The 20,201-nt window shown below is 72.2% G+C and carries 16 protein-coding genes; 10 read left to right on the forward strand and 6 right to left on the reverse strand.

Annotation, left to right across the window (positions count from 1 at the left end; translation table 11 throughout):
* The 6 genes from MKK64_RS07405 to lpxB form a co-directional block, all read left to right on the forward strand.
* A partial coding sequence (locus MKK64_RS07405; protein WP_243933104.1) for a BamA/TamA family outer membrane protein occupies positions 1 to 634 on the forward strand: 634 nt, incomplete at its 5' end.
* A gap of 57 nt (positions 635 to 691) precedes the next feature.
* Positions 692 to 1,750: a UDP-3-O-(3-hydroxymyristoyl)glucosamine N-acyltransferase gene (gene lpxD / locus MKK64_RS07410; RefSeq protein ID WP_147728016.1), complete on the forward strand. Its 1,059-nt coding sequence runs from the start codon at positions 692 to 694 to the stop codon at positions 1,748 to 1,750.
* A 134-nt stretch (positions 1,751 to 1,884) separates the two neighbouring features.
* On the forward strand, positions 1,885 to 2,349 hold the full coding sequence (gene fabZ, locus MKK64_RS07415; RefSeq protein ID WP_147728017.1) for a 3-hydroxyacyl-ACP dehydratase FabZ: 465 nt from the start codon (positions 1,885 to 1,887) through the stop codon (positions 2,347 to 2,349).
* On the forward strand, positions 2,346 to 3,164 hold the full coding sequence (gene lpxA / locus MKK64_RS07420) for an acyl-ACP--UDP-N-acetylglucosamine O-acyltransferase (RefSeq protein ID WP_147728018.1): 819 nt from the start codon (positions 2,346 to 2,348) through the stop codon (positions 3,162 to 3,164). The genes fabZ and lpxA overlap by 4 nt, the downstream gene beginning before the upstream one ends.
* An 8-nt stretch (positions 3,165 to 3,172) precedes the next feature.
* Positions 3,173 to 4,054: an LpxI family protein gene (locus MKK64_RS07425; protein ID WP_243933110.1), complete on the forward strand. Its 882-nt coding sequence runs from the start codon at positions 3,173 to 3,175 to the stop codon at positions 4,052 to 4,054.
* On the forward strand, positions 4,051 to 5,199 hold the full coding sequence (gene lpxB / locus MKK64_RS07430) for a lipid-A-disaccharide synthase (protein ID WP_243933117.1): 1,149 nt from the start codon (positions 4,051 to 4,053) through the stop codon (positions 5,197 to 5,199). Before MKK64_RS07425 ends, lpxB begins: the two co-directional genes overlap by 4 nt.
* Positions 5,200 to 5,413: 214 nt before the next feature.
* Here the strand turns inward: lpxB and gltA are convergent, their stop codons facing one another.
* A complete protein-coding gene (gene gltA, locus MKK64_RS07435; protein WP_147844312.1) occupies positions 5,414 to 6,703 on the reverse strand; it encodes a citrate synthase in 1,290 nt (429 codons plus the stop codon).
* Between the two features lie 208 nt (positions 6,704 to 6,911).
* Positions 6,912 to 8,339: a glutamate--tRNA ligase gene (gene gltX, locus MKK64_RS07440; protein WP_243933120.1), complete on the reverse strand. Its 1,428-nt coding sequence runs from the start codon at positions 8,337 to 8,339 to the stop codon at positions 6,912 to 6,914.
* Between the two features lie 249 nt (positions 8,340 to 8,588).
* On the opposite strand from gltX, the gene MKK64_RS07445 reads away from it, so the two are divergent.
* The gene (locus tag MKK64_RS07445) at positions 8,589 to 10,934 is read left to right on the forward strand and encodes a ComEC/Rec2 family competence protein (protein WP_243933122.1); all 2,346 of its coding nucleotides are present in this window, start codon (positions 8,589 to 8,591) and stop codon (positions 10,932 to 10,934) included.
* Here MKK64_RS07445 and lexA read toward each other — a convergent pair.
* On the reverse strand, positions 10,928 to 11,668 hold the full coding sequence (gene lexA / locus MKK64_RS07450) for a transcriptional repressor LexA (RefSeq protein ID WP_243933128.1): 741 nt from the start codon (positions 11,666 to 11,668) through the stop codon (positions 10,928 to 10,930). The two genes, MKK64_RS07445 and lexA, sit on opposite strands and share 7 nt — an antisense overlap.
* A gap of 170 nt (positions 11,669 to 11,838) precedes the next feature.
* On the reverse strand, positions 11,839 to 12,777 hold the full coding sequence (locus tag MKK64_RS07455; RefSeq protein WP_243933130.1) for an NAD(P)-dependent oxidoreductase: 939 nt from the start codon (positions 12,775 to 12,777) through the stop codon (positions 11,839 to 11,841).
* A gap of 297 nt (positions 12,778 to 13,074) precedes the next feature.
* Here MKK64_RS07455 and MKK64_RS07460 point away from each other — a divergent pair, with 297 nt between their 5' ends.
* The 3 genes from MKK64_RS07460 to MKK64_RS07470 all read left to right on the forward strand — a co-directional run bounded on the left by MKK64_RS07460 (position 13,075) and on the right by MKK64_RS07470 (position 14,873).
* Positions 13,075 to 13,458 (forward strand): response regulator, encoded by a 384-nt coding sequence (locus MKK64_RS07460; RefSeq protein ID WP_147729619.1) that lies wholly within the window; start codon positions 13,075 to 13,077, stop codon positions 13,456 to 13,458.
* Positions 13,459 to 13,496: 38 nt separating this feature from the next.
* The gene (locus tag MKK64_RS07465) at positions 13,497 to 14,021 is read left to right on the forward strand and encodes a protein phosphatase CheZ (protein ID WP_243933132.1); all 525 of its coding nucleotides are present in this window, start codon (positions 13,497 to 13,499) and stop codon (positions 14,019 to 14,021) included.
* 66 nt (positions 14,022 to 14,087) lie between these two features.
* The gene (locus tag MKK64_RS07470) at positions 14,088 to 14,873 is read left to right on the forward strand and encodes a creatininase family protein (protein WP_243933133.1); all 786 of its coding nucleotides are present in this window, start codon (positions 14,088 to 14,090) and stop codon (positions 14,871 to 14,873) included.
* A gap of 53 nt (positions 14,874 to 14,926) precedes the next feature.
* On the opposite strand, the gene MKK64_RS07475 is transcribed toward MKK64_RS07470, so the two are convergent.
* The gene (locus MKK64_RS07475) at positions 14,927 to 17,299 is read right to left on the reverse strand and encodes a PAS domain-containing sensor histidine kinase (RefSeq protein ID WP_243933136.1); all 2,373 of its coding nucleotides are present in this window, start codon (positions 17,297 to 17,299) and stop codon (positions 14,927 to 14,929) included.
* Positions 17,300 to 17,471: 172 nt separating this feature from the next.
* Entirely contained in the window at positions 17,472 to 20,087 is a 2,616-nt protein-coding gene (gene pepN / locus MKK64_RS07480) for an aminopeptidase N (protein WP_243933138.1), read from the reverse strand.
* Between the last annotated feature and the right edge of the window lie 114 nt (positions 20,088 to 20,201).

The raw sequence follows: 20,201 nt of genomic DNA on the forward strand, positions 1-20,201 counted from the left end.
CGCCCGGTACTACAAGGAACTCTACGAGGACGTCGTCGGCTTCGTCCGCCTCCAGGGCGGTCACATCGAGGCGCTGGACAGCAACCCGCTGCGCATCACCGACCAGTTCTTCCTCGGGCCGTCGCTGGTCCGCGGCTTCGCTCCCAACGGCATCGGCCCGCGCGACGTCGGCACCACCGACGCCCGCTCCAACGCCATCGGCGGCTCGACCTACGTCGGCGGCACCCTCGAGATCCAGTTCCCGCTCCCCTACGTGCCGCGCGATCTCGGCCTGAAGGGCGCGGTCTTCGCCGACGCCGGCACGCTGTTCGGCTATCACGGCCGCACCACGTTCGACGTGAACGGCGACAACTTCATCAACGGCACCGCGCCCGGCGGCGCGTGCAACTTCAACGCCTTCAACATCGGCGTCGAGCCGGAATGCGTGAACGTCCGCGACAAGGCCGTCATCCGCTCGTCGGTCGGCGCCTCGATCCTGTGGAACTCGCCGCTCGGCCCGATCCGCTTCGACTACGCCTACGCCCTGAGCAAGGACGAGGGTCTGAAGGTGTTCGTCCCGACGCTCGGCAAGTACGGCCACATCGGCGCGGACCAGACGCAGGCGTTCCGCTTCTCCGGCGGCTCGCGGTTCTGATCCGAGAAAAAAGGTCGCGCGCCGCCTCGGGTTTCCCGGGGCGGTGCGTTGTCGTGCATGCCTGATCCCGTCTTCTTCATCCCGCAGCCCGGTCTCACCCTCGGCCTCGTCGCCGAGGCGGCCGGCCTGCCCGTGCCCGAGGGCTTCGATCCGGCGCACCGGATCGACGGCGCCGCGCCGCTCGAGACCGCGGGGCCGCGCGACCTCGCCTACATGGACAACGCCCGCTACGGCGACGCGCTCGCCGCGACCCGGGCCGGCATCTGCCTCGTCGCCCCGCGCTTTTCCGCGCGCGTGCCCGCCGGCACCGCGAGCCTCGTCCTGCGCGATCCCTACCGCGTCTACGCGGTGCTGCTCGGCCGGCTGCACCCGGATGCGCTTCGCCCGGGCTCGCAGTTCGGCGCCCGCGGCATCGCGCCCGGCGCCCACGTCCACCCCGATGCGCGCCTCGAGGACGGCGTCACGGTCGATCCCGGCGCCGTCGTCGGCCCCGGCGCCGAGATCGGCGCGGGCACGGTGATCGGCCCCGGCGCCGGCATCGGACCCAACGTGCGGATCGGGCGGGACTGCGCGATCGGCGCCGGCGCCACCCTGAGCCATGCGCTCGTCGGCAACCGCGTCATCGTCCATCCCGGTGCCCGGATCGGCCAGGACGGGTTCGGCTTCCACATGGGGGCGACCCACCTCAAGGTGCCGCAGGTCGGCCGCGTCATCGTGCAGGACGACGTCGAGATCGGCGCCAACACCACGGTGGACCGCGGCGCCTCGCGCGACACGGTGATCGGCGAGGGCACCAAGATCGACAACCTCGTGCAGATCGCCCACAACGTGGTGATCGGCCGCCACTGCGTGATCGTCTCGGGCGTCGGCATCTCCGGCTCGACGACGCTCGAGGACTACGTCGTGCTCGGCGGGCAGGTCGGCGTCGTCGGCCATCTGCGCATCGGCCGCGGCTCGCAGATCGCCGGCTCCTCCAACGTCAACCGCGACGTGCCGCCCGGCAGCCGCTGGGGCGGCACGCCGGCCAAGCCGGTCCGCGCCTGGTTCCGCGAGCTGACGACGCTCGCCCGCCTGGCCGAGCGCTCGGGCCGGGACGAGCCGGCGGACAAGGGCTGATCGAAAGGGCCGATCGATCCGGCCCGTGCGCCCGCCGCGCTTGCGTCGGGGCGCCGTTTGGGTCGAAAGGACGGGGATCGGTGACGACGGGCGTGCGCGGATGCGCGGCGTCGAGGCTAGGATCGAAGAGATCGATGAGTGAGACGGCGCGTGAACTCGGCTCGGCCGACATCCAGAAGGTGCTGGAGCTGCTGCCGCACCGCTACCCGTTCCTGATGATCGACCGGATCATCGAGATCGACGGCGACGAGAGCTGCATCGGGATCAAGAACGTCACCGTCAACGAGCCGCAATTCACCGGGCATTTCCCGAACATGCCGGTGTTTCCCGGCGTGCTGCTGATCGAGGGCATGGCCCAGACGGCGGGCGCGATCTGCTGCCGGCACATCATGCAGAGCAACGTGCAGACCAAGCAGGTGTTCTTCATGACGATCGACAAGTGCAAGTTCCGCAAGCCGGTGGTGCCGGGCGACCAGGTCCGCTTCCACATGACGAAGACCAACCACCGCAAGACGATGTGGTGGTTCCGCGGAGAGGCGCGCGTCGACGGCGCCCTCGTGGCGGAGGCCGAGATCGGGGCCATGCTGGTGACGGCGTGAGCGCGCCCGCGATCCATCCGAGCGCGATCGTCGAGGACGGCGCCGAGATCGGCGACGGCTGCCGCATCGGCCCGTTCTGCCATGTCGGCCCGCAGGTGGTGCTCGGCGTCGATTGCGAGCTTGTCAGCCACGCGGTCGTCGCGGGCGACACCCGCATCGGTGCCCGCACCCGGATCTATCCCTTCGCCTCGATCGGCCACCCGCCGCAGGACCTGAAATACAAGGGCGAGCCCTCGACGCTGCGGATCGGCGCCGACTGCCTGATCCGCGAGGGCGTCACCATGAACCCCGGCACCGCGGGCGGCGGCCTGGAGACGGTGGTCGGCGACAAGTGCGCCTTCCTCGCCAACGCCCATGTCGGGCATGATTGCCACGTCGGCAGCGGGGTGATCTTCTCCAACAACGTCATGCTGGCCGGCCATTGCAGCGTCGGCGACTACGCCATTCTCGGCGGCGGCGCGGCGGTGATCCAGTTCGCCCGCGTCGGCGCGCACGCCTTCGTCGGCGGCCTGTCGGGGCTGGAGAACGACTGCATCCCCTACGGCATGGTGCTCGGCAACCGCGCCTACCTCGCCGGCCTCAACATCGTCGGCCTGCAGCGCCGGGGCTTCGCGCGCGAGGACATCCATGCGCTGCGCCGCGCCTACCGCCTGCTCTTCGCCCCCGAGGGGACGCTGATGGAGCGGGTCGAGGACGTGGCCTCGGAATTCGAGAGCCACCCGGCGGTGCGCGAGATCCTCGATTTCATCCGCGCCGGCGGCAAGCGCTCGATCTGCACGCCGCGCGAGACGGCGGCTTCCGGCGGCGGCGCCTGAGGCCGCCGATGTCGGCTCCTCGGCCCGCACGGCCGGACGCGAGGCTGGTGCTGGTCGCGGGCGCCGGGCGCCTGCCCGAGCAGGTCGCCCACTCCCTCGACCGTGCCGGCCGCGCCTTCAAAGTGCTGGCGCTGCGCGGGTTCACCGACCGCCCCTTGCGCGCGCGGGCCGACGCCACCGTCGACCTCCTCGACATCGGCGAGACCCTGCGCATCCTCGCGGGCTGGGGGCCGGCGACCATCGTGCCGGCCGGCGGCGTCGCCCGGCCGAGCCCGGCCGCGATCCTCAACGCTGCTGCCGCGTTCCGCAACCGGGTCGCCCTGCGCAATCTCGCCGATGGCGGCGACGACCGGCTGCTCCGCGGTGCCCTCGCGCTGCTGGAGGAGAACGGCCACACCGTGTGCGGCGTCCACGAGGTCGCCCCGGACCTGCTCAGCCCCGCCGGCCCGATCGGCCGCCACGCGCCGGACGCGGCCGGCGCAGCCTCGATCGCCACCGGCCGCGCGCTGCTGGCCGCCCTCTCGGCCTTCGATGTCGGCCAGGCGGTGGTGGTCGCGGCCGACCGCGTGCTCGCCGTCGAGGGCCCCGAGGGCACCGACCGCATGCTCGCCCGCGCCCGCACCGTCGGCCGCAAGCCGTGGGACCTCAGGCTCTGGGGTCGCGAGCGGGCGCTGCCCGCGACCGTGCTGGTGAAGTGCGCCAAGGACGACCAGGATCTCCGCATCGACCTGCCGGCGATCGGCCCGCGGACGGTCCGCAACGCGTCGGCCGCCGGCTGCGTCGGGCTCGCGGTCGAGGCTGGGCGGACGCTGCTGATCGACCGGGCGGAGACGATCGCCGAGGCCGACCGGCTCGGCCTCTTCCTGATCGGCATAGGGGTCGGCGCATGAAGATCTGGCTCGTCGCGGGCGAGGATTCCGGCGACCAGCTCGGCGCCAAGCTGATGGCGTCGCTGCGCGAGGCCGCGGGCCGCCCGGTGACCTTCGGCGGCGTCGGCGGCGAGGCGATGACGGCGCGCGGCCTGACCTCGCTCTTCCCCCTCGATGACGTGGCGGTGATGGGCTACCTGCCGGTGCTGGCGCGGCTGCGCACGCTCCTGCGCCGCATCCGCCAGACGGTGGACGACGTGGTCGCCAACCGCCCGGACGTGCTCGTGATCATCGACAGCCCCGGCTTCACCCACGCGGTCGCCTCGCGGGTGCGCAAGCGTGCGCCCGAGATCCCGATCGTCGACTACGTCTCGCCGAGCGTGTGGGCGTGGCGGCCGTGGCGGGCGGCCTCGATGCGGGGCTTCGTCGACCACGTGCTCGCGCTGCTGCCGTTCGAGCCGGAGGCGCACCTGCGGCTCAACGGGCCGCCCTGCACCTATGTCGGGCATCCGCTGATCGAGCGGTTCTTCGAGCTGCGGCCGGACGCCGCCGACGCGGCGTCGCGGGAGGCCGTGCCGTGGCGCGTGGTGGTGCTGCCGGGCTCGCGCCGATCCGAGATCGAGCGGCTGATGCCGGTCTTCGGCCGCACCCTGGCGCGCATGGCGCGGGACGTCGGGCCGATCGAGGCGGTGCTGCCGGCGGTCACCCGTCATCGCGCCTTGATCGAGCGCATGGCCAAGGCCTGGAGCGCCCCCGTGCGCATCGTCGCGGGCGAGGCCGAGAAGTACGCCGCCTTCCGCCAGGCGCGGGCCGCGCTCGCCGCCTCCGGCACCGTGACGCTGGAGCTGGCGCTCGCCGGCGTGCCGATGGTGGTGGCCTACAAGGTCTCGCGTGTCGAGGAGGCGGTGGCCCGGCGCCTGATCCAGGTGCCGACGATCGTGCTGCCGAACCTGATCCTCGGCGAGAACGCGATGCCGGAATTCGTGCAGGCCGAGTGCACCGAGGACCGCCTCGCCACGGCGCTCGCCCCCCTGGTCACCGGCGGCGCCGCGCGGGACCGCCAGCTCGCGGCCCTGCAGCGCATCGACGGCCTGATGCGGCTGCCGGGCGACGAGGCCCCGAGCCGCAGCGCGGCGCGGGTGGTGCTAGCTGCGATCAGAACCTGAGGCTTCGGATCGTCGGGCTGCCGTCATTCCGGGGCGCCGCAGGCGAGGCCGGAATCCAGAGCCGCCGGCGATGCCTGCCGAAGGGCGGCCTGCGGTTCAGGATCCCGGGCTCTGCCTCGCAGCCCCGGAATGACGGGCGCGGGTTTTTGGCGACCGAGAGGCCCAGCGCGCCGCCGGCAGATCCATCATCGGCCGACGGCGCTCGGAAGCCGCCTCAGCCGCGGTCGTTGATGCCGACGTAGTCGCGCTTGGTCGGGCCGACGTAGAGCTGGCGCGGGCGACCGATCTTCTGCGAGGGGTCCTCGATCATCTCGGCCCACTGCGCGATCCAGCCGACGGTGCGTGCCACCGCGAACAACACCGTGAACATGTCGGTCGGGAAGCCCATCGCCTTGAGGGTGATGCCCGAGTAGAAATCGATGTTCGGGTAGAGCTTCTTCTCGATGAAGTACTCGTCCTTGAGCGCGATCTCCTCGAGCTTCATCGCGACCTCGAGCAGCGGGTCGTCGTGCTTGCCGAGCTCCTTCAGCACCTCGTGGGTGGTCTTCTGCATGATCCGCGCGCGCGGATCGTAGTTCTTGTAGACCCGGTGGCCGAAGCCCATCAGGCGGAAGGGATCGTTCTTGTCCTTGGCCTTGGCGACGTACTGGTCGACGCGGTCCGGCGTGCCGATCTCCATCAGCATCTTCAGCGCCGCCTCGTTGGCGCCGCCATGCGCCGGGCCCCACAGGCAGGCGACGCCGGCCGCGATGCAGGCGAACGGGTTCGCGCCGGAGGAGCCGGCGAGCCGCACCGTCGAGGTCGAGGCGTTCTGCTCGTGGTCGGCGTGCAGGATGAAGATCTTGTCCAGCGCCTTGGCGAAGATCGGGTTGATCTGATACTCCTCGCACGGGACGGCATAGCACATCCGCAGGAAGTTCGAGGTGTAGTCGAGGTCGTTCTTCGGGTACACGAACGGCTGGCCGATCGAGTACTTGTAGGCCATCGCCGCCAGCGTCGGCATCTTGGCGATCATGCGCATCGACGCGATCATGCGCTGGCTCTCGTCCGTGATGTCGGTCGAGTCGTGGTAGAAGGCCGAGAGCGCGCCGACGGAGGCCACCATCACCGCCATCGGGTGGGCGTCGCGGCGGAAGCCGGTGAAGAACCGGTTCATCTGGTCGTGCACCATGGTGTGGCGCGTGACGCGGTAGTCGAAGTCGGCCTTCTGGCCCGGCGTCGGCAGCTCGCCGAACAGCATCAGGTAGCAGGTCTCGAGGAAGTCGCCCTGCTCGGCGAGCTGCTCGATCGGGTAGCCGCGATAGAGCAGAACGCCCTCGTCGCCGTCGATGTAGGTGATCTTCGATTCGCACGAGGCGGTCGAGGTGAAGCCCGGATCGAAGGTGAAGGCGCCGGTCTGGGCGTAGAGCTTGCCGATGTCGACGACGTCGGGGCCGATCGTGCCGCTCTTGACGGGCAGAGAGATCTGCTTGCCGTCCACGGTGATGGTGCTGGCTGCGCTCATGGAACGTGGACCCTTTCCTGGCAACGAATCGAAGCCGGCCCAGGCTGCGCTCCGCGCCGCCCGGGACCCGAAGTCACCGGCATTTTGCTGCAGGTGCTCACAAGCCCATCGGGTTAGCGGATCGGCCGAGCGCCAGCAACGGGGCGGATGACAACCACGTCGAGACGCCAAGCGAAAACCGGGCCGCGCGTGCGCTGCGGCGGCGGTCTCAACCCTTCGTGATGCCGTCGCCGAGACGGGCGAGGCTCTCCGCGCGTCCCAGCACCGCCATCACGTCGAACAGCGGCGGCGAGGTCGTGCGCCCGGTCAGCGCCGCGCGCAGCGGCTGGGCGACCTGCCCGAGCTTCAGGCCGGCGGTCTCCGCGAAGTGCCGCACGGCCGCTTCCGTCGCGGCGGCGTTCCAGTCGGGCAGGGCTTCCAGCGCCGGCAGGATCGCGGCGAGCCGCCCGCGCGCCTCGTCGGTGAGGAGGGCGGAAGCCTTCTCGTCCGGCACCAGCGGCCGCGCGGCGGTGAGATAGTAGGCGCTGTCGAGCAGCTCGATCAGGGTCTTGGCCCGCTCCTTCAGCCCCGGCATCGCCGCGACGAGCTTTTCGCGAAGGGCCGGCGCGAGCGGTGCCGAGAGGCCGCGCTCCGGGCCGACGTTCGGCAGGATGCGCTCGATCGCGTCGACGAGGTCGGCGTCCGCCGCGCCGCGGATGTAGAGGCCGTTGAGGTTCTCGAGCTTGGCGAAGTCGAACCGCGCCGGCGAGCGGCCGATCGCCTTCAGGTCGAAGGCCGCCACCATCTCCTCGGTCGAGAACACCTCCTGGTCGCCGTGGCTCCAGCCGAGGCGGACGAGGTAGTTGCGGAGCGCGGCCGGCAGGTAGCCGAGGTCGCGGTAGGCGTCGACGCCGAGCGCGCCGTGGCGCTTGGACAGCTTGGCCCCGTCCGCCCCGTGGATCAGCGGGATGTGCGCCATCCTCGGCACCTCCCATCCGAGCGCCGAGAAGATCTGGCTCTGGCGCGCGGCGTTGGTGAGGTGGTCGTCGCCGCGGATCACCTGGGTGACGCCCATGTCGTGGTCGTCGACGACGACGGCGAGCATGTAGGTCGGGTTGCCGTCCGAGCGCAGCAGCACGAGGTCGTCGAGGTCGCGGTTGGCCCAGGTGACGCGGCCCTGCACCGCGTCGTCGACGATCGTTTCGCCCTCGCTCGGGGCGCGCAGCCGGATCACCGGCTTCACCCCGGCCGGTGCCTCGGACGGGTCGCGGTCGCGCCAGCGCCCGTCGTAGCGCAGCGGCTTGCCCGCCGCCCGGGCCTGCTCGCGCATCTGCGTCAGCTCCTCCGGCGTGGCGTAGCAGCGATAGGCGTTGCCCGAGGCGAGCAGGCTCTCGGCGACCTCGCGGTGGCGCTCGGCGCGGGCGTACTGGAACACCACGTCGCCGTCCCAATCGAGCCCGAGCCAGCTCATCCCGTCGAGGATCGCGTCGATTGCCCCTTGCGTCGAGCGCTCGCGGTCGGTGTCCTCGATGCGCAGCAGCATCCGGCCGCCCATCCGGCGGGCGTAGAGCCAGTTGAACAGCGCCGTGCGGGCGCCCCCGATATGGAGGTAGCCCGTGGGCGAGGGCGCGAAGCGCGTGACGACGGGTGACGACATCGGACGATGGATCTTCTGGTGACGGGGCTGAAGGAGCACCCTGAACGCGGCCGCGGCACGGATCGGCCGATCCGGTTGCGCGCGTCTAGATCGCTCTGCGACGGAGGGAAAGGCGGTTCGTCGTCCCCGACGACGCACGGAAGCTGGGGACCTGCGCCCGGACCCGGCCCGGACGGCTCTAGCACGCCCTCGCGGATGCGTTAAGAATCGGGTCGGCGCAGCCGTTTCGCGCCGACCGGTGTGCCGATCATGGCGCGGGACATCGCACGATCGACGGGACGGGCCGTCGCCACGTCGGCATCAGGCCGCTCCCTGTCGCCCGCCGTGCTCGGGCCGGCCGTGCGCGGCTGGGTCGTCGGCGGGCTCGCGATCGAGGCCGAGCAGCGGCGGCTGTTTCCCTGGCTCGCGGTCGCCTTCGGGGCCGGCATCCTCGCGTTCTTCACCGCCACCGACGGCATGCCCTCGCTCTGGGCGCCCCTCGTCGCGGCCGGCGCCTGCGCCGCGACCCTGCCGTTCCTCGGTGCCCGGCCCGCGGCGCTGGCCGTCGCCCTCGGGCTGATGGCGGCGCTCCTCGGCTTCGCGGCGAGCGCCCTGCGGGTCGCGCAGGTGGCGGCGCCGGTGCTGACCCGCACCATCATCGCGCCGCTCGAAGGCCTGATCGAATCGCTGGAGGAGCGTGAGGAGGGCGCCCGCCTGGTGGTGCGGGTCGCGAGCCTCGGCACGATGGCGGCGGCCGAGCGGCCGGTCCGGGTGCGCGTCTCGTTCAAGAAGGCGCCCCCCCTGCGGCCGGGCGACTTCATCGCCGCCACCGCCCGCCTGCTGCCGCCCCCCGAGGCGGCGCGCCCCGGCGGCTACGATTTCGCCCGCGACGCCTACTTCCGCGGGATCGGCGCGGTCGGCTCGCTCCTCGGCAAGATCGCGGTGAAGCCGCCGCCCGAGCCGGTGCCGTGGTCGCTCCGGCTCGCGGCCGCCGTGGACGACGCCCGCAACGCGCTGACCCGCAGGATCACCGACGCCAACGGCGGCCAGGCGGGCGCCGTCGCCGCCGCCCTGGTGACCGGCAAGCGCGGGCTGATCGCGCCGGCCACCAACGACACGCTGCGGGCGGCGGGGATCTACCACGTGGTCTCGATCTCGGGGCTCCACATGGTGCTGGCCGCCGGGGTCGTGTTCTGGCTCGTCCGCGCCGGCCTCGCCCTGGTGCCGTTCCTGGCGCTGGCCTGGCCGATCAAGAAGATCGCCGCGGCGCTGGCGATGGTCGGCGTCACCGCCTACTGCGTCTTCTCCGGCTGGGACATCGCGGCCGAGCGTTCCCTCGTGATGACCCTGATCATGCTCGGGGCGATCCTGGTCGATCGCCCGGCGCTCAGCATGCGCAACCTCGCTCTCGCCGCGCTCATCGCGCTCTCGCACGAGCCGGAAGGCTTGCTCGGCCCGAGCTTCCAGATGTCGTTCGGGGCGGTGGCCGGCCTCATCGCCTGCGCCCGCCTGATCGATGGAGGGATGTTCCGCCGCGACGGGGCGGGGCGGATCGGCCGGCTGATCGCGCTGTCGCTGACGACGGTGGTCGGCACCCTCGGCACGACGCTCGTGGCGCAGGTCGCGACCGCGCCCTTCGCCACCTACCACTTCCAGACCGTCCAACCCTTCGGGCTGATCGGCAACGCGCTCACCCTGCCGCTGGTCTCGCTCGCGGTGATGCCGGCGGCGGTGCTGGGCATCGTCGCCTACCCGTTCGCCCTCGACCAGCCGGTCTGGTGGCTGATGGGACTGGCGGTGCGCGGCATGCTGACCATCTCCGGCTGGATCCAGGGGCTCGGGCGCGCCAACGTCGTGGTCCCGGCCTTCGGCACCGCCGCGCTCGGGTGCCTCGCCGCGGGGCTGCTGCTCGCGACGCTCCCGGTCTCGCGCCTGCGCTGGCTCGCCCTGCCGCCGGCGCTGCTCGGGCTCGGCCTGGCGACGATGCCAGCCCGCTACGACATCTACGTCGACCGCCAGGGCAGCGGAGCGGCGGTGCGCCGCGCCGACGGCAGCCTCGTCGCCCTGGGGCGGCCGTCGAACTTCGTGCTGGAGCAGTGGCTGAAGGCCGACGGCGACGGCAGGCCGGGCGCGCAGGCGACGGGCGGTTCCGTTTGCGACCGGATCGGATGCACGCTTCGGTTGGCCGACGGGCGCGCGGTGGCGCTTATGAAGGATCGCCGCGGCTTCGCGCAGGATTGCGCCAAGGCCTCGGTGCTGATCACGGCGCTCGCCGCACCGCCCGGCTGCGCCGCCGCCCTCGTCATCGATCGCGCCTACCTCGCCAGCCACGGCGCCGTGGCGATCCGCGTCGAGCCGAATGGCTTCATTCTGGCCGACACGCATGAGCCGGGACGGACGCTGCCGTGGCGCCCCGCGATGGTCCGTCCCCCGCCCCAGGGAACGGACGACGCGGCAGCGGGCGGATCGTCGCCCGCGGCCGAGCCCAAGCCGAAGGACGTCCCGTTCCAGGGCATGGCCGTACCGCCCCCCCGGGCGGAGGACGCCGACCCGGCACCCGACGATCCGGCCGCGGACGGCCCGAACCCGGAGATGCCGGGCGAGACCCTTCAGTAACGGCGCACGAGGCTGACCAGGCGGCCCTGGATCTGCACCCGATCCGGCCCGAGCACGCGGGTCTCGTAGGCCGGGTTCGCGGCTTCGAGCGCGATCGAGGAGCCGCGACGGCGCAGCCGCTTCAGCGTCGCCTCCTCGTCGTCGATCAGCGCCACGATGATGTCGCCGGTGTTGGCGGTGTCCTGCTTGCGGATGACCACGAGGTCGCCGTCGAGGATGCCCGCCTCGACCATCGAGTCGCCGCGGACCTCCAGGGCGTAGTGCTCGCCGCCGGCCAGGAAGTCCGGCGACATGGTGATCGCGTGGCTCTGGTTCTGGATCGCCGAGATCGGCGTGCCGGCCGCGATCCGGCCCATCACCGGGATCGACACCGCGCGACCGCTGTCGTCGACCATCTGCGTCGTGGAAGGACGCGGCGGCACGGCCTTCGAGCGCCCGCCCTCGACCACGCTCGGGGTGAACCGGCGCGGCGCGGCGGGAGCTGCCGGCACCGGGGCGGGCGCGCTGGAGCGGCCGGCGCCGTCGGGCATGCGCAGCACCTCGATCGCCCGAGCCCGATTCGGAAGCCGGCGCAGGAAGCCGCGCTCCTCCAGGGCGGTGATCAGCCGGTGGATGCCGGATTTCGACTTGAGATCGAGGGCGTCCTTCATCTCGTCGAACGACGGCGGAACCCCGTCCTCGCGCATCCGCTCGTCGATGAATCGCAGGAGATCCAGCTGTTTACGGGTCAGCATCGGCGCGGCTCGCAGGAATGCGCGGCCACACGAAGGTGGAGCCGCAGAAACAAAACACGAACACGTTAAACGTTCGTCAAGTGTTCCGCAAGGGTTCTCATCGGCCGATCCGACCGTTGCATCGAATTTCGTCGCGCGCCGAGCCCTTTTCGATCGCTGCGCTGTGGGGCTCAGCCCTCGAGGCTGCGGCGCACGGCGCGGGCGGTGACCGCCGAGACGCGCACGTTCGATTCCCGCGTCACGCCGGCGATGTGAGGGGTCAGGATGAGGTTCGGCACGTCGATCAGCGCCGCGCCGCCCGCGGCGTCCACGGGCTCATGGGCGAACACGTCGAGCGCCGCCCCGCCGAGGTGCCCGGACCGAAGCGCCGCGGCGACGGCGGCCTCGTCCACGACGCCCCCGCGGGCGGCGTTGATCAGGATCGCGCCCGGCCGCATCCGGGCGATCGCCGCCGGCCCGATCATGTCGCGCGTCGCCTCGGTCAGCGGCACGTGCAGCGAGAGCACGTCGCTCGTTGCGACCAGCGCGTCAAGGGTCAGGCTCGCCACCGCGCCGTGCGCCAGGCGCCACGCGGCGTCGTCGGGCGCAAGGTGCGGGTCGAAGGCGGCGACGGTCATGTCGAGGGCCGCCGCACGGCGGGCGGTCTCGCGGGCGATCGCGCCGAAGCCGACGAGGCCGAGGCGCTTGCCGGCGATCTCGCGTCCCATCAGCGCGTTGCGCGGCCACGCGCCCGCGGCGACCTGCGCGCTCGCGCCGTAGGCGCCGCGCAGCAGCAGCAACGCGGTGCCGATCACGTACTCGGCCACCGCGCCGTCGTTGGCGCCGGTCGCGGGATGGACCGCGATCCCGCGGGCGGCGCAGGCGGCCAGATCGATGTTGTCGAGCCCGACGCCGAGGCGGCCCACCACCCTGAGGTCGGATGCCGCCGCGAGCAGGCCCGCGCGCACCTGCGTGCGGTTGCGGACGATCAGCCCGGACGCGCCCGCGAGCGCCGCGCGCAGGGCGTCCGGCCGGTCGACCAGGGTCGGATCGTAGAGCGTCTCGAACCCCGCGAGCTCCGCCGCGATTGCGGCCTCGTCCATGAACTCGCTGATGACGACCTTGCGCATGGGGCGGCGATCCTTCTCCGCGGCCGGGCCGGTGCCGGCGGGCTGCCCGCTCTGCCGCGGCGTCCGGGCGACGTCGCAGCTGGGGGCATCGTCATCACGCAGCCGAGCGCGTCGGTAAAGGCGGCCGCGCCGCCTATCCGAGTGGGTGCGCCGATCGCAGCGCGATTAACCGCTTCGCAATGCCGCCCGGCGTAAGGTCCCGGGCATGAGGTGCGACCAGCGACAGCGCCTCCCGACATTGCGTGACCGACGCCGACGGCCGAGCCGGCGATTCGGAGACACCGGAGCAGTTTGACCATGGCCCTCGATCTCAGCATGCCGATCCTGGTCGTCGACGACTACCAGACGATGGTTCGCATCATCCGCAACCTGCTCAAGCAGCTCGGCTTCGAGGAGGTCGACGACGCCTCCGACGGCACGGCCGCGCTGGCGCGCCTCAAGGGCCGCAAGTACGGCCTCGTGATCTCCGACTGGAACATGGAGCCGATGACCGGCTACGAGCTGCTTCGCCACGTCCGCGCCGACGAGGGCCTGCGCACAACGCCGTTCATCATGGTCACCGCCGAGTCGAAGACCGAGAACGTCATCGCCGCCAAGAAGGCCGGCGTGAACAACTACATCGTCAAGCCGTTCAACGCCGCGACCCTGAAGAGCAAGATCGAGGCGGTCTGCGGCGCCTGACCGACCTTTCGGGGCCGACACGCGGAGGAATGCTGACGATGGGTTTGCAAAGACCGCTCGGCGCGACGATCAACCCGGCGACTATGGTGTCCGAGTTGATCGAGATCGCGGACTACATCGCCCACGTGCGCGACGAGATCGCGGCCCTGCGCGCCAACGAGCTGACGCACGACCGCATCCCGATGGCGCACGAGGAGCTCGGCAACGTCCTCGCCGCGACCGCCGGCGCCACCAACACCATCATGGAGGCGGCCGAGTCGATGCTGGCGCTCCCGGACGGGCCGGAATACCGCGCCGCGGTCGAGAGCGGCATCGGCACGATCTTCGAGGCCTGCGCCTTCCAGGACATCACCGGCCAGCGCATCGGCAAGGTGGTCGCCGCCCTGCAGCAGTTCGAGCTGCGGCTCGCGCGCTTCGCCAGCGCGGTGCGGGCGCGGGACGCCGCCGGACAGGACCCGGCCGAGGCCGAGCGCAACGAGCGCGCCCAGCGCCTGCTCCTCAACGGCCCGCAGCCGAACGGCCCGGCGACGGCACAGGACGACATCGACGCCCTGTTCGCCTGAACCTCGACGGGAAGGGGCCGGCTCCGCTAGAGCGTTGCGCCTGACGTCGGGGCATCGGGGGACAGCATGGCGGCACGGCTCTGGTCCGACCTGACCACGCGCGAGGTCTCCGGGCGCGGCATGGGTCGCACGGTCGCGGTGCTGCCGGTGGCCGCGATCGAGCAGCACGGCCCGCACCTGCCGCTCTGCACCGACGTGGCGATCATGGAGGGCTACCTCGCGCGCGCCCGCGCCCTGGTGCCCGCCGATCTCGACGTGCTGGTGCTGCCGGTGCAGTCGGTCGGCAAGTCCGACGAGCACGACGCCTTTCCCGGTACCCTCTCGCTCACCACCGCGACCGCGCTCGCCGCCTGGACCGAGATCGGTGCCGGCGTGCACCGGGCCGGCTGCAACCGGCTGGTGATCGTCACCTCGCACGGCGGCAACAGCGCGCTGATCGACCTCGTGGCCGGCGATCTGCGCGCCCGCTTCGGCATGGTCGCGGTGACGACCGCTTGGGCGCGGTTCGGCTATCCGAAGGGATGCTTTCCCGACGACGAGATCGTCCACGGCATCCATGCCGGCGGGATCGAGACGGCGCTGATGCTGGCGCTTCGGCCCGACCTAGTTCGGCGCGAGGCGATCGCCGACTTTCCCTCGCGCACCCGTGCGATGGCGGGCGCCTTCACGCATCTGCGCGCCGGGCGTCCCGCCGCCTTCGCCTGGAAGGCCGGCGACCTCCATCCGTCGGGCGCGATCGGCGATGCCCGGCTCGGCACCGCCGAGGCGGGCGAGGCCGCCCTCGACCACGGCGCGCGGGCGTTCGTGGCGCTCCTGCACGACGTGGCGCGCTTCGACCTTTCGGGCGGGTAGCCTCGACGTCGCATCGATTCGGGATCGGAGCCGGGCTTCGCCCCGGCTCCCTGTCAGGCGCCGGCCGGCTGCGGCTGCCGCGCGCTCGCCCCAGACGCCTCGCGGAGCGCCGCGACGGTCTGCTGCCCGGCATCCTCCGCGGCCACCGTCGCGAGGTGCTCGCTGGTCGGGCGGGGCAGGCGCACCAGGACGATGGTGCCGACGGTCTCCTCCGAGCGGATGCGCAGGGAGCCGCCGTGCAGCTCGGCCATGGAGCGGGCGATGGCGAGGCCGAGGCCGGAGCCCTTGTGGCTGCGGGTGAGGTTGGTCTCGACCTGCGAGAACGGCGCGCCAAGCCTGGCGAGCGCCGCCTTGGGGATGCCGATCCCGGTATCCTCGATGAACAGGTGGGCGTGGTCGCCGGCTGGGCGGGCGCGCACCGCGATCCGGCCGTTGGCGGGCGTGAACTTCACGGCGTTCTGCAGCAGGTTGACCAGGATCTGCTGCAGGGCGCGCTCGTCGGCGAGCAGCGCGAGGCCGGGATACAGGTCGACGGCGACGTGGAGGTTCTTCTGCCGGGCCGGCTCGGACACGAGCTTGAGCGCGTTGGAGACCGCCGCCGCGACGGCGATCTCGCGGCGCGCGAGCCGGACGCGGTGCGACTCGATCCGCGACATGTGGAGGATGTCGTCGATCATCGAGAGCAGGTAGTCGCCGCTGGCGCGGATGTCGGCGCAATACTCGCCGTAGCGCGCCGAGCCGAGGGGGCCGTAGAGCTCGCTCGCCATCAGCTCCGCGAAGCCGATGATCGCGTTGAGCGGCGTGCGCAGCTCGTGGCTCATGTTGGCCAGGAACTCGGATTTCGCCTGGTTGGCCGATTCCGCCGCCGCCTTCTGGTCGAGGTAGCGCTCGGCGAGGTCGGCGAGCTGCTGCGTCTGCAATTCCAGCGTGCGGCGCGACCGCTTGAGATCCTTGACCGTCTCGATCAGCTCGCGTTCCGAGGCGACGAGCTGCTCCTGGTGCCGCTTCAGGTTGGTGATGTCGGTGCCGACCGAGACGTAGCCGCCGTCCTTGGTCCGCCGCTCGCTGATCTGCAGCCAGCGGCCGTCGGTGAGCTCCGCCTCGAAGGTGCGGGCGGTCGCGCTCGCGGTGTCGGTCTCGGGCATCTCGCGCCGGATCTGCGGAAGCACGCCGCGGCCCATCACCTCGTCATAGCGGCGGCCGACCTGCGCGTCCTCGGGGCTCAGCGCGTGCAGGTGGCGGAACTTGGAATTGCACAGGACGAGGCGGTTGCTCGTGTCCCAGATCACGAACGCCTCGGAGATCGCCTCGACGGCGTCGCGCAGGCGCATGTCGTTGGTGGCGCTGGCCTCGGCGAGGTGCTGCTGCTCGGTGACGTCGACGGCGATGCCGACGAGGTGGCGGCCGCCGTCGGTCACGTCCGGCACCACCTCGGCACGGGTGCGCAGCCAGATGTAGGCGCCGTTCGCGCCGCGCATGCGGAACGCGTGGTCCACCGCGGTCTGGCTCGCGGCGAGCCCGCGGGCGAGGCTGTAGAGGTCGCCGTCGTCCGGGTGGACCAGGGCGTTGACGTCCCCGAAGGACAGGAACTCGCGCTCGCGGCGGTAGCCGAGCAGCGCGTACATCGAATCCGACCAGTAGATCTGCCCGCGCGGGATGTCCCAGTCCCACAGGCCGCAGGCGCCGCGGCCGAGGGCGGTGTCGAGGCGCTGGCGGATCTGCTCGCAGACCTTGTCGATCGCCTTCGCCCGGCGGCTCTGGAGCCCGTAGGCGAGGCCGACCCCGACGATGACGAGGGCAGCCGCCGCGACGAGGATGGCCTGATGCCGGGCGCGGCCCGTCCAGGTCGCGGTCAGCGCCTCGACCGACTGCATCACCGCGATCCGGTCCTGGCCGTCGGGCAGGCGCCGCATCGCCGCGAACACCGTGTCGCCGCCGGCCAGCGCCAGGCGCATCACGCCGGCGCGCTCGCCCAGCGTCGAGAGCGCCTCCGCCTCGCCGAGCACGGTCTGGAGCGTCTCGGCGCCCGCGGGCAGCGGCGGGCGGGCCGCGACGATGCGCTCGCCGCGCGCCACGATCAGCACCCGGCGCCCGGCCGGGAGCGCGCCGGCGGGGAACAGGTCGGCGAGGCTCGCCTGGGCCGCCTCGTCGCTGCCGACGCGGCCGGCCAGCGCCCCCGCCGAGAGGCGGGTGAAGGTCTCGAGGTCGGCGCTCGCGGCGGCGAGCAGCTCGTCGCGCTGGTTCTGGAGGTGGAGCGCGGTCAGCCCCGCCAGGCAGGCGAGGAAGGTCGCCAGCAGGGCCGGCACCGCGTAGCGCAGCCACGCCTCGGCCTGGACGAAACGCGCGGCCGGAGCCCGCGTCGGCCAGTGGATGCCGAGAATCGTATCCGCACGCGCGGAGAAGGAAGCGGAATCCGCCTCCGGCATGGTCGACCTCGTGACATGAAAGCGTCCGGGCCGTGCTGCGCCGGCCTCGAATCTGAATTCAGTTCATCACTTTCCCGGGTGATTTGTCCACGGCTTTTTTCCGGCCGAGCTTGACTCCCGGCCGCATCTACCGGCTCGGATTCGGCGGAGAATCGTCAATGTTAAGCGATGGTTAACCGGCTTCGAGGGTGCGGGCGGCGATGTCGGCCACGTCCCGCGAAAGCGCGGGGATCGCCTTGATCCGGTTGAGGATTTCGGCGGCCTTTTCCCGCCGCGAAATTTCCCATCGGCGCCACGGGGAAAAGGCGGTGAGGAGGCGCGCGGCGAGCTGCGGATTGATCCGGTCGAGCGCTTCGATGCGCTCGGCCACCAGGGCGAACCCGGTTCCGTCGGCCCGTGCGAACTGGGTCGGGTTTCCGAGCGCGAAGCTGGCGATCAGCGCCCGCACCCGATTCGGGTTGGTCATGGCGAAGGCCGGGTGCTCGGCGAGCCCGGCGATCCGCGCCCGCGTGCCGTCCTCGGGGATCATCGCCTGGATCGCGAACCACTTGTCGAGGACGAGCGGCTCGTCGGCATAGGTGCTACCGAAGGCGGCGAGCGCCGCCTCGCGGGCGTCCCCCGGGATCGCCGCGATCACGCCGAGGGCGGCGAGGCGGTCGGTCATGTTGCGGGCCTCGCGCAGCTGGGCGAGGGCGCCCTCGGTCCCCGCCGCGGGATCGGCCGCCGCGATCAGGTCGAGGCAGGCGTTGGCGAGAGACCGGCGGCCGGCCGAGGCCGCATCCGGGCTGTAGGCGGTCTCGTGCGACGGCCGCAGCGCCGACATCAGCCCGTCGAGGCGCGGGCGCAGCCGCGTTCCGAGGACCGCCCGGAGGGCGGTGCGGGCGGCGTGGATGGCATCCGGGTCGATGTCGGCGGCGATCTCGCTGGCGGCCTCGCCCTCGCCGGGAAGCGCCAGGACCAGGGCGGCGAAGGCCGGGTCGGCCAGGGCCTCGCCGTCGAGGAAGGCCCCGAGCGCGTCGGCGAAGGCCTCGGCCGCCCCCGGCGCCGCCGGTCCGAGGATCAGGCGCATCGCGATGCCCTGCGCCGCCTGCCAGCGGTTGAACGGGTCGGTGTCGTGGCGGAGCAGGGTGAGGCGCTCGGCGTCGGTCAGGTCGAGGTCGAGCCGCACCGGGGCCGAGAAGCCGCGCAGCAGCGAGGGGACGGGCGGCTCGGCGACGTTCTCGAACGCCACCGTCGCGGTCTCGGCGTCGAGGACGAAGACGCCGCCGGCGACCGCGGCCGACGTCGCCCCGGCGAGCGGGCCGGCCGTGCCGACGAGGCCGAGCGCCACCGGGATCACCAGCGGCGGGCCGGCCGCCTCCAGGCTTTGGCGGAGACCGAGCGTGCAGCGCCGGGACGCCGCGTCGTAGGCGCGGGTCACGGCGAGCGTCGGCGTGCCGGGGCGCTCGTACCAGCGCGCGAAGGCCGTGAGGTCGCGTCCCGTCACCGCGGCGAAGGCCGCCAGGAAGTCCTCGACGGTGGCCGCCGTGCCGTCGTTGTCGGCGAAGTACCGGTCCATGCCGGCCCGGAAGGCGTCGGCCCCGATCAGCGTGCGCAGCATCCGCACGATCTCGGCGCCCTTGTCGTAGACGGTCGCCGTGTAGAAGTTGTTGATCTCGGCATAGGCCCCCGGCCGGACCGGGTGCCGGAGCGGGCCGGCATCCTCGGGGAACTGCCGCGCGCGCAGATTGCGGACCTCGCCGATGCGGTGGACGGCGCGCGAGCGCATGTCCGCGCAGAATTCCTGGTCGCGGAAGACCGTCAGGCCCTCCTTCAGGCAGAGCTGGAACCAATCGCGGCAGGTGACGCGGTTGCCCGACCAGTTGTGGAAGTACTCGTGCGCGATGATGCGCTCGATCGCGGCGTAGTCGCCGTCGGTCGCGGTCTCGGGCGAGGCCAGGACGTACTTGTCGTTGAACAGGTTGAGGCCCTTGTTCTCCATCGCGCCCATGTTGAAGTCCGACACGGCGACGACGTTGAACACGTCGAGGTCGTAGGCGCGCCCGAAGGTCGCCTCGTCCCAGGCCATCGAGCGGATCACCGCGTCGAGGGCGTAGGCGGCGCGCGGCGCCTTGCCGGGCTCGACGTAGACCGCGACCGCGACGGCCCGGCCCTCCATCGTGGTGAAGTCCTGCGCGACCCGGTCGAGGGCGCCCCCGACGAGGGCGAACAGGTAGGCGGGCTTCGGGTGCGGGTCGTGCCACACGGAAAAGTGCCGTCCGGTGCCGGGCACGTCGCCGGCCTCCACCGGGTTGCCGTTGCCGAGCAGCACCGGGGCCTCCGCGCGCTCGGCCTCGATCCGGGTGGTGTAGACCGCCATCACGTCGGGCCGGTCGAGGAAGTAGGTGATCCGGCGGAAGCCGTCGGCCTCGCACTGGGTGCAGTAGACGCCGTTCGAGCGGTAGAGCCCCATCAGCTTGGTGTTGGCGGTCGGGTCCACCCGCGTCGCGATCGTCAGCTCGAACGGCCCTTGCGGCGGCGTGTGCAGCGTCAGCCCGGCCGGGCTCGCCGCGTAGGCGTCGGCGGCGAGCGGCACGCCGTCCAGCTCCAGCCCCTCCAGGACGAGGTCGTCGCCGTCGAGCACCAGGGGGACGCCGGTGCGGCCGGCCGGGTTCGGGCGCAGCGCGAGCCTCGCCGTGATCCGCGTGTCGTGCGGCGCCAGCCGCACGTCGAGGTCGACGCGGTCGATCAGGAAGTCGCTCGGTCGGTAGTCCTGAAGCCGGATCTGGACGGGCGTATCGGTTCGCATGCGGGGCCTCGCTCGGCTGGCCGGAAGTCGGGACCGTTCTGGTCCCGCCGCCGCCGCGGTGCAACGGCGATGCCCGCCGGCCGATCGACAAACGGGAAGGCCCGATGCCGCGGC

It is taken from the genome of Methylobacterium sp. E-025, from assembly GCF_022829705.1.
GTDB lineage: Bacteria > Pseudomonadota > Alphaproteobacteria > Rhizobiales > Beijerinckiaceae > Methylobacterium.

Bases quoted from the DNA above. Each gene is read 5' to 3' on its own strand.
- lpxD (WP_147728016.1), top strand. From the start codon at position 692: ATGCCTGATCCCGTCTTCTTCATCCCGCAGCCCGGTCTCACCCTCGGC.
- fabZ (WP_147728017.1), top strand. From the start codon at position 1,885: ATGAGTGAGACGGCGCGTGAACTCGGCTCGGCCGACATCCAGAAGGTG.
- MKK64_RS07425 (WP_243933110.1), top strand. From the start codon at position 3,173: ATGTCGGCTCCTCGGCCCGCACGGCCGGACGCGAGGCTGGTGCTGGTC.
- lpxB (WP_243933117.1), top strand. From the start codon at position 4,051: ATGAAGATCTGGCTCGTCGCGGGCGAGGATTCCGGCGACCAGCTCGGC.
- gltA (WP_147844312.1), bottom strand. From the start codon at position 6,703: ATGAGCGCAGCCAGCACCATCACCGTGGACGGCAAGCAGATCTCTCTG.
- gltX (WP_243933120.1), bottom strand. From the start codon at position 8,339: ATGTCGTCACCCGTCGTCACGCGCTTCGCGCCCTCGCCCACGGGCTAC.
- MKK64_RS07445 (WP_243933122.1), top strand. From the start codon at position 8,589: ATGGCGCGGGACATCGCACGATCGACGGGACGGGCCGTCGCCACGTCG.
- lexA (WP_243933128.1), bottom strand. From the start codon at position 11,668: ATGCTGACCCGTAAACAGCTGGATCTCCTGCGATTCATCGACGAGCGG.
- MKK64_RS07455 (WP_243933130.1), bottom strand. From the start codon at position 12,777: ATGCGCAAGGTCGTCATCAGCGAGTTCATGGACGAGGCCGCAATCGCG.
- MKK64_RS07460 (WP_147729619.1), top strand. From the start codon at position 13,075: ATGGCCCTCGATCTCAGCATGCCGATCCTGGTCGTCGACGACTACCAG.
- MKK64_RS07465 (WP_243933132.1), top strand. From the start codon at position 13,497: ATGGGTTTGCAAAGACCGCTCGGCGCGACGATCAACCCGGCGACTATG.
- MKK64_RS07470 (WP_243933133.1), top strand. From the start codon at position 14,088: ATGGCGGCACGGCTCTGGTCCGACCTGACCACGCGCGAGGTCTCCGGG.
- MKK64_RS07475 (WP_243933136.1), bottom strand. From the start codon at position 17,299: ATGCCGGAGGCGGATTCCGCTTCCTTCTCCGCGCGTGCGGATACGATT.
- pepN (WP_243933138.1), bottom strand. From the start codon at position 20,087: ATGCGAACCGATACGCCCGTCCAGATCCGGCTTCAGGACTACCGACCG.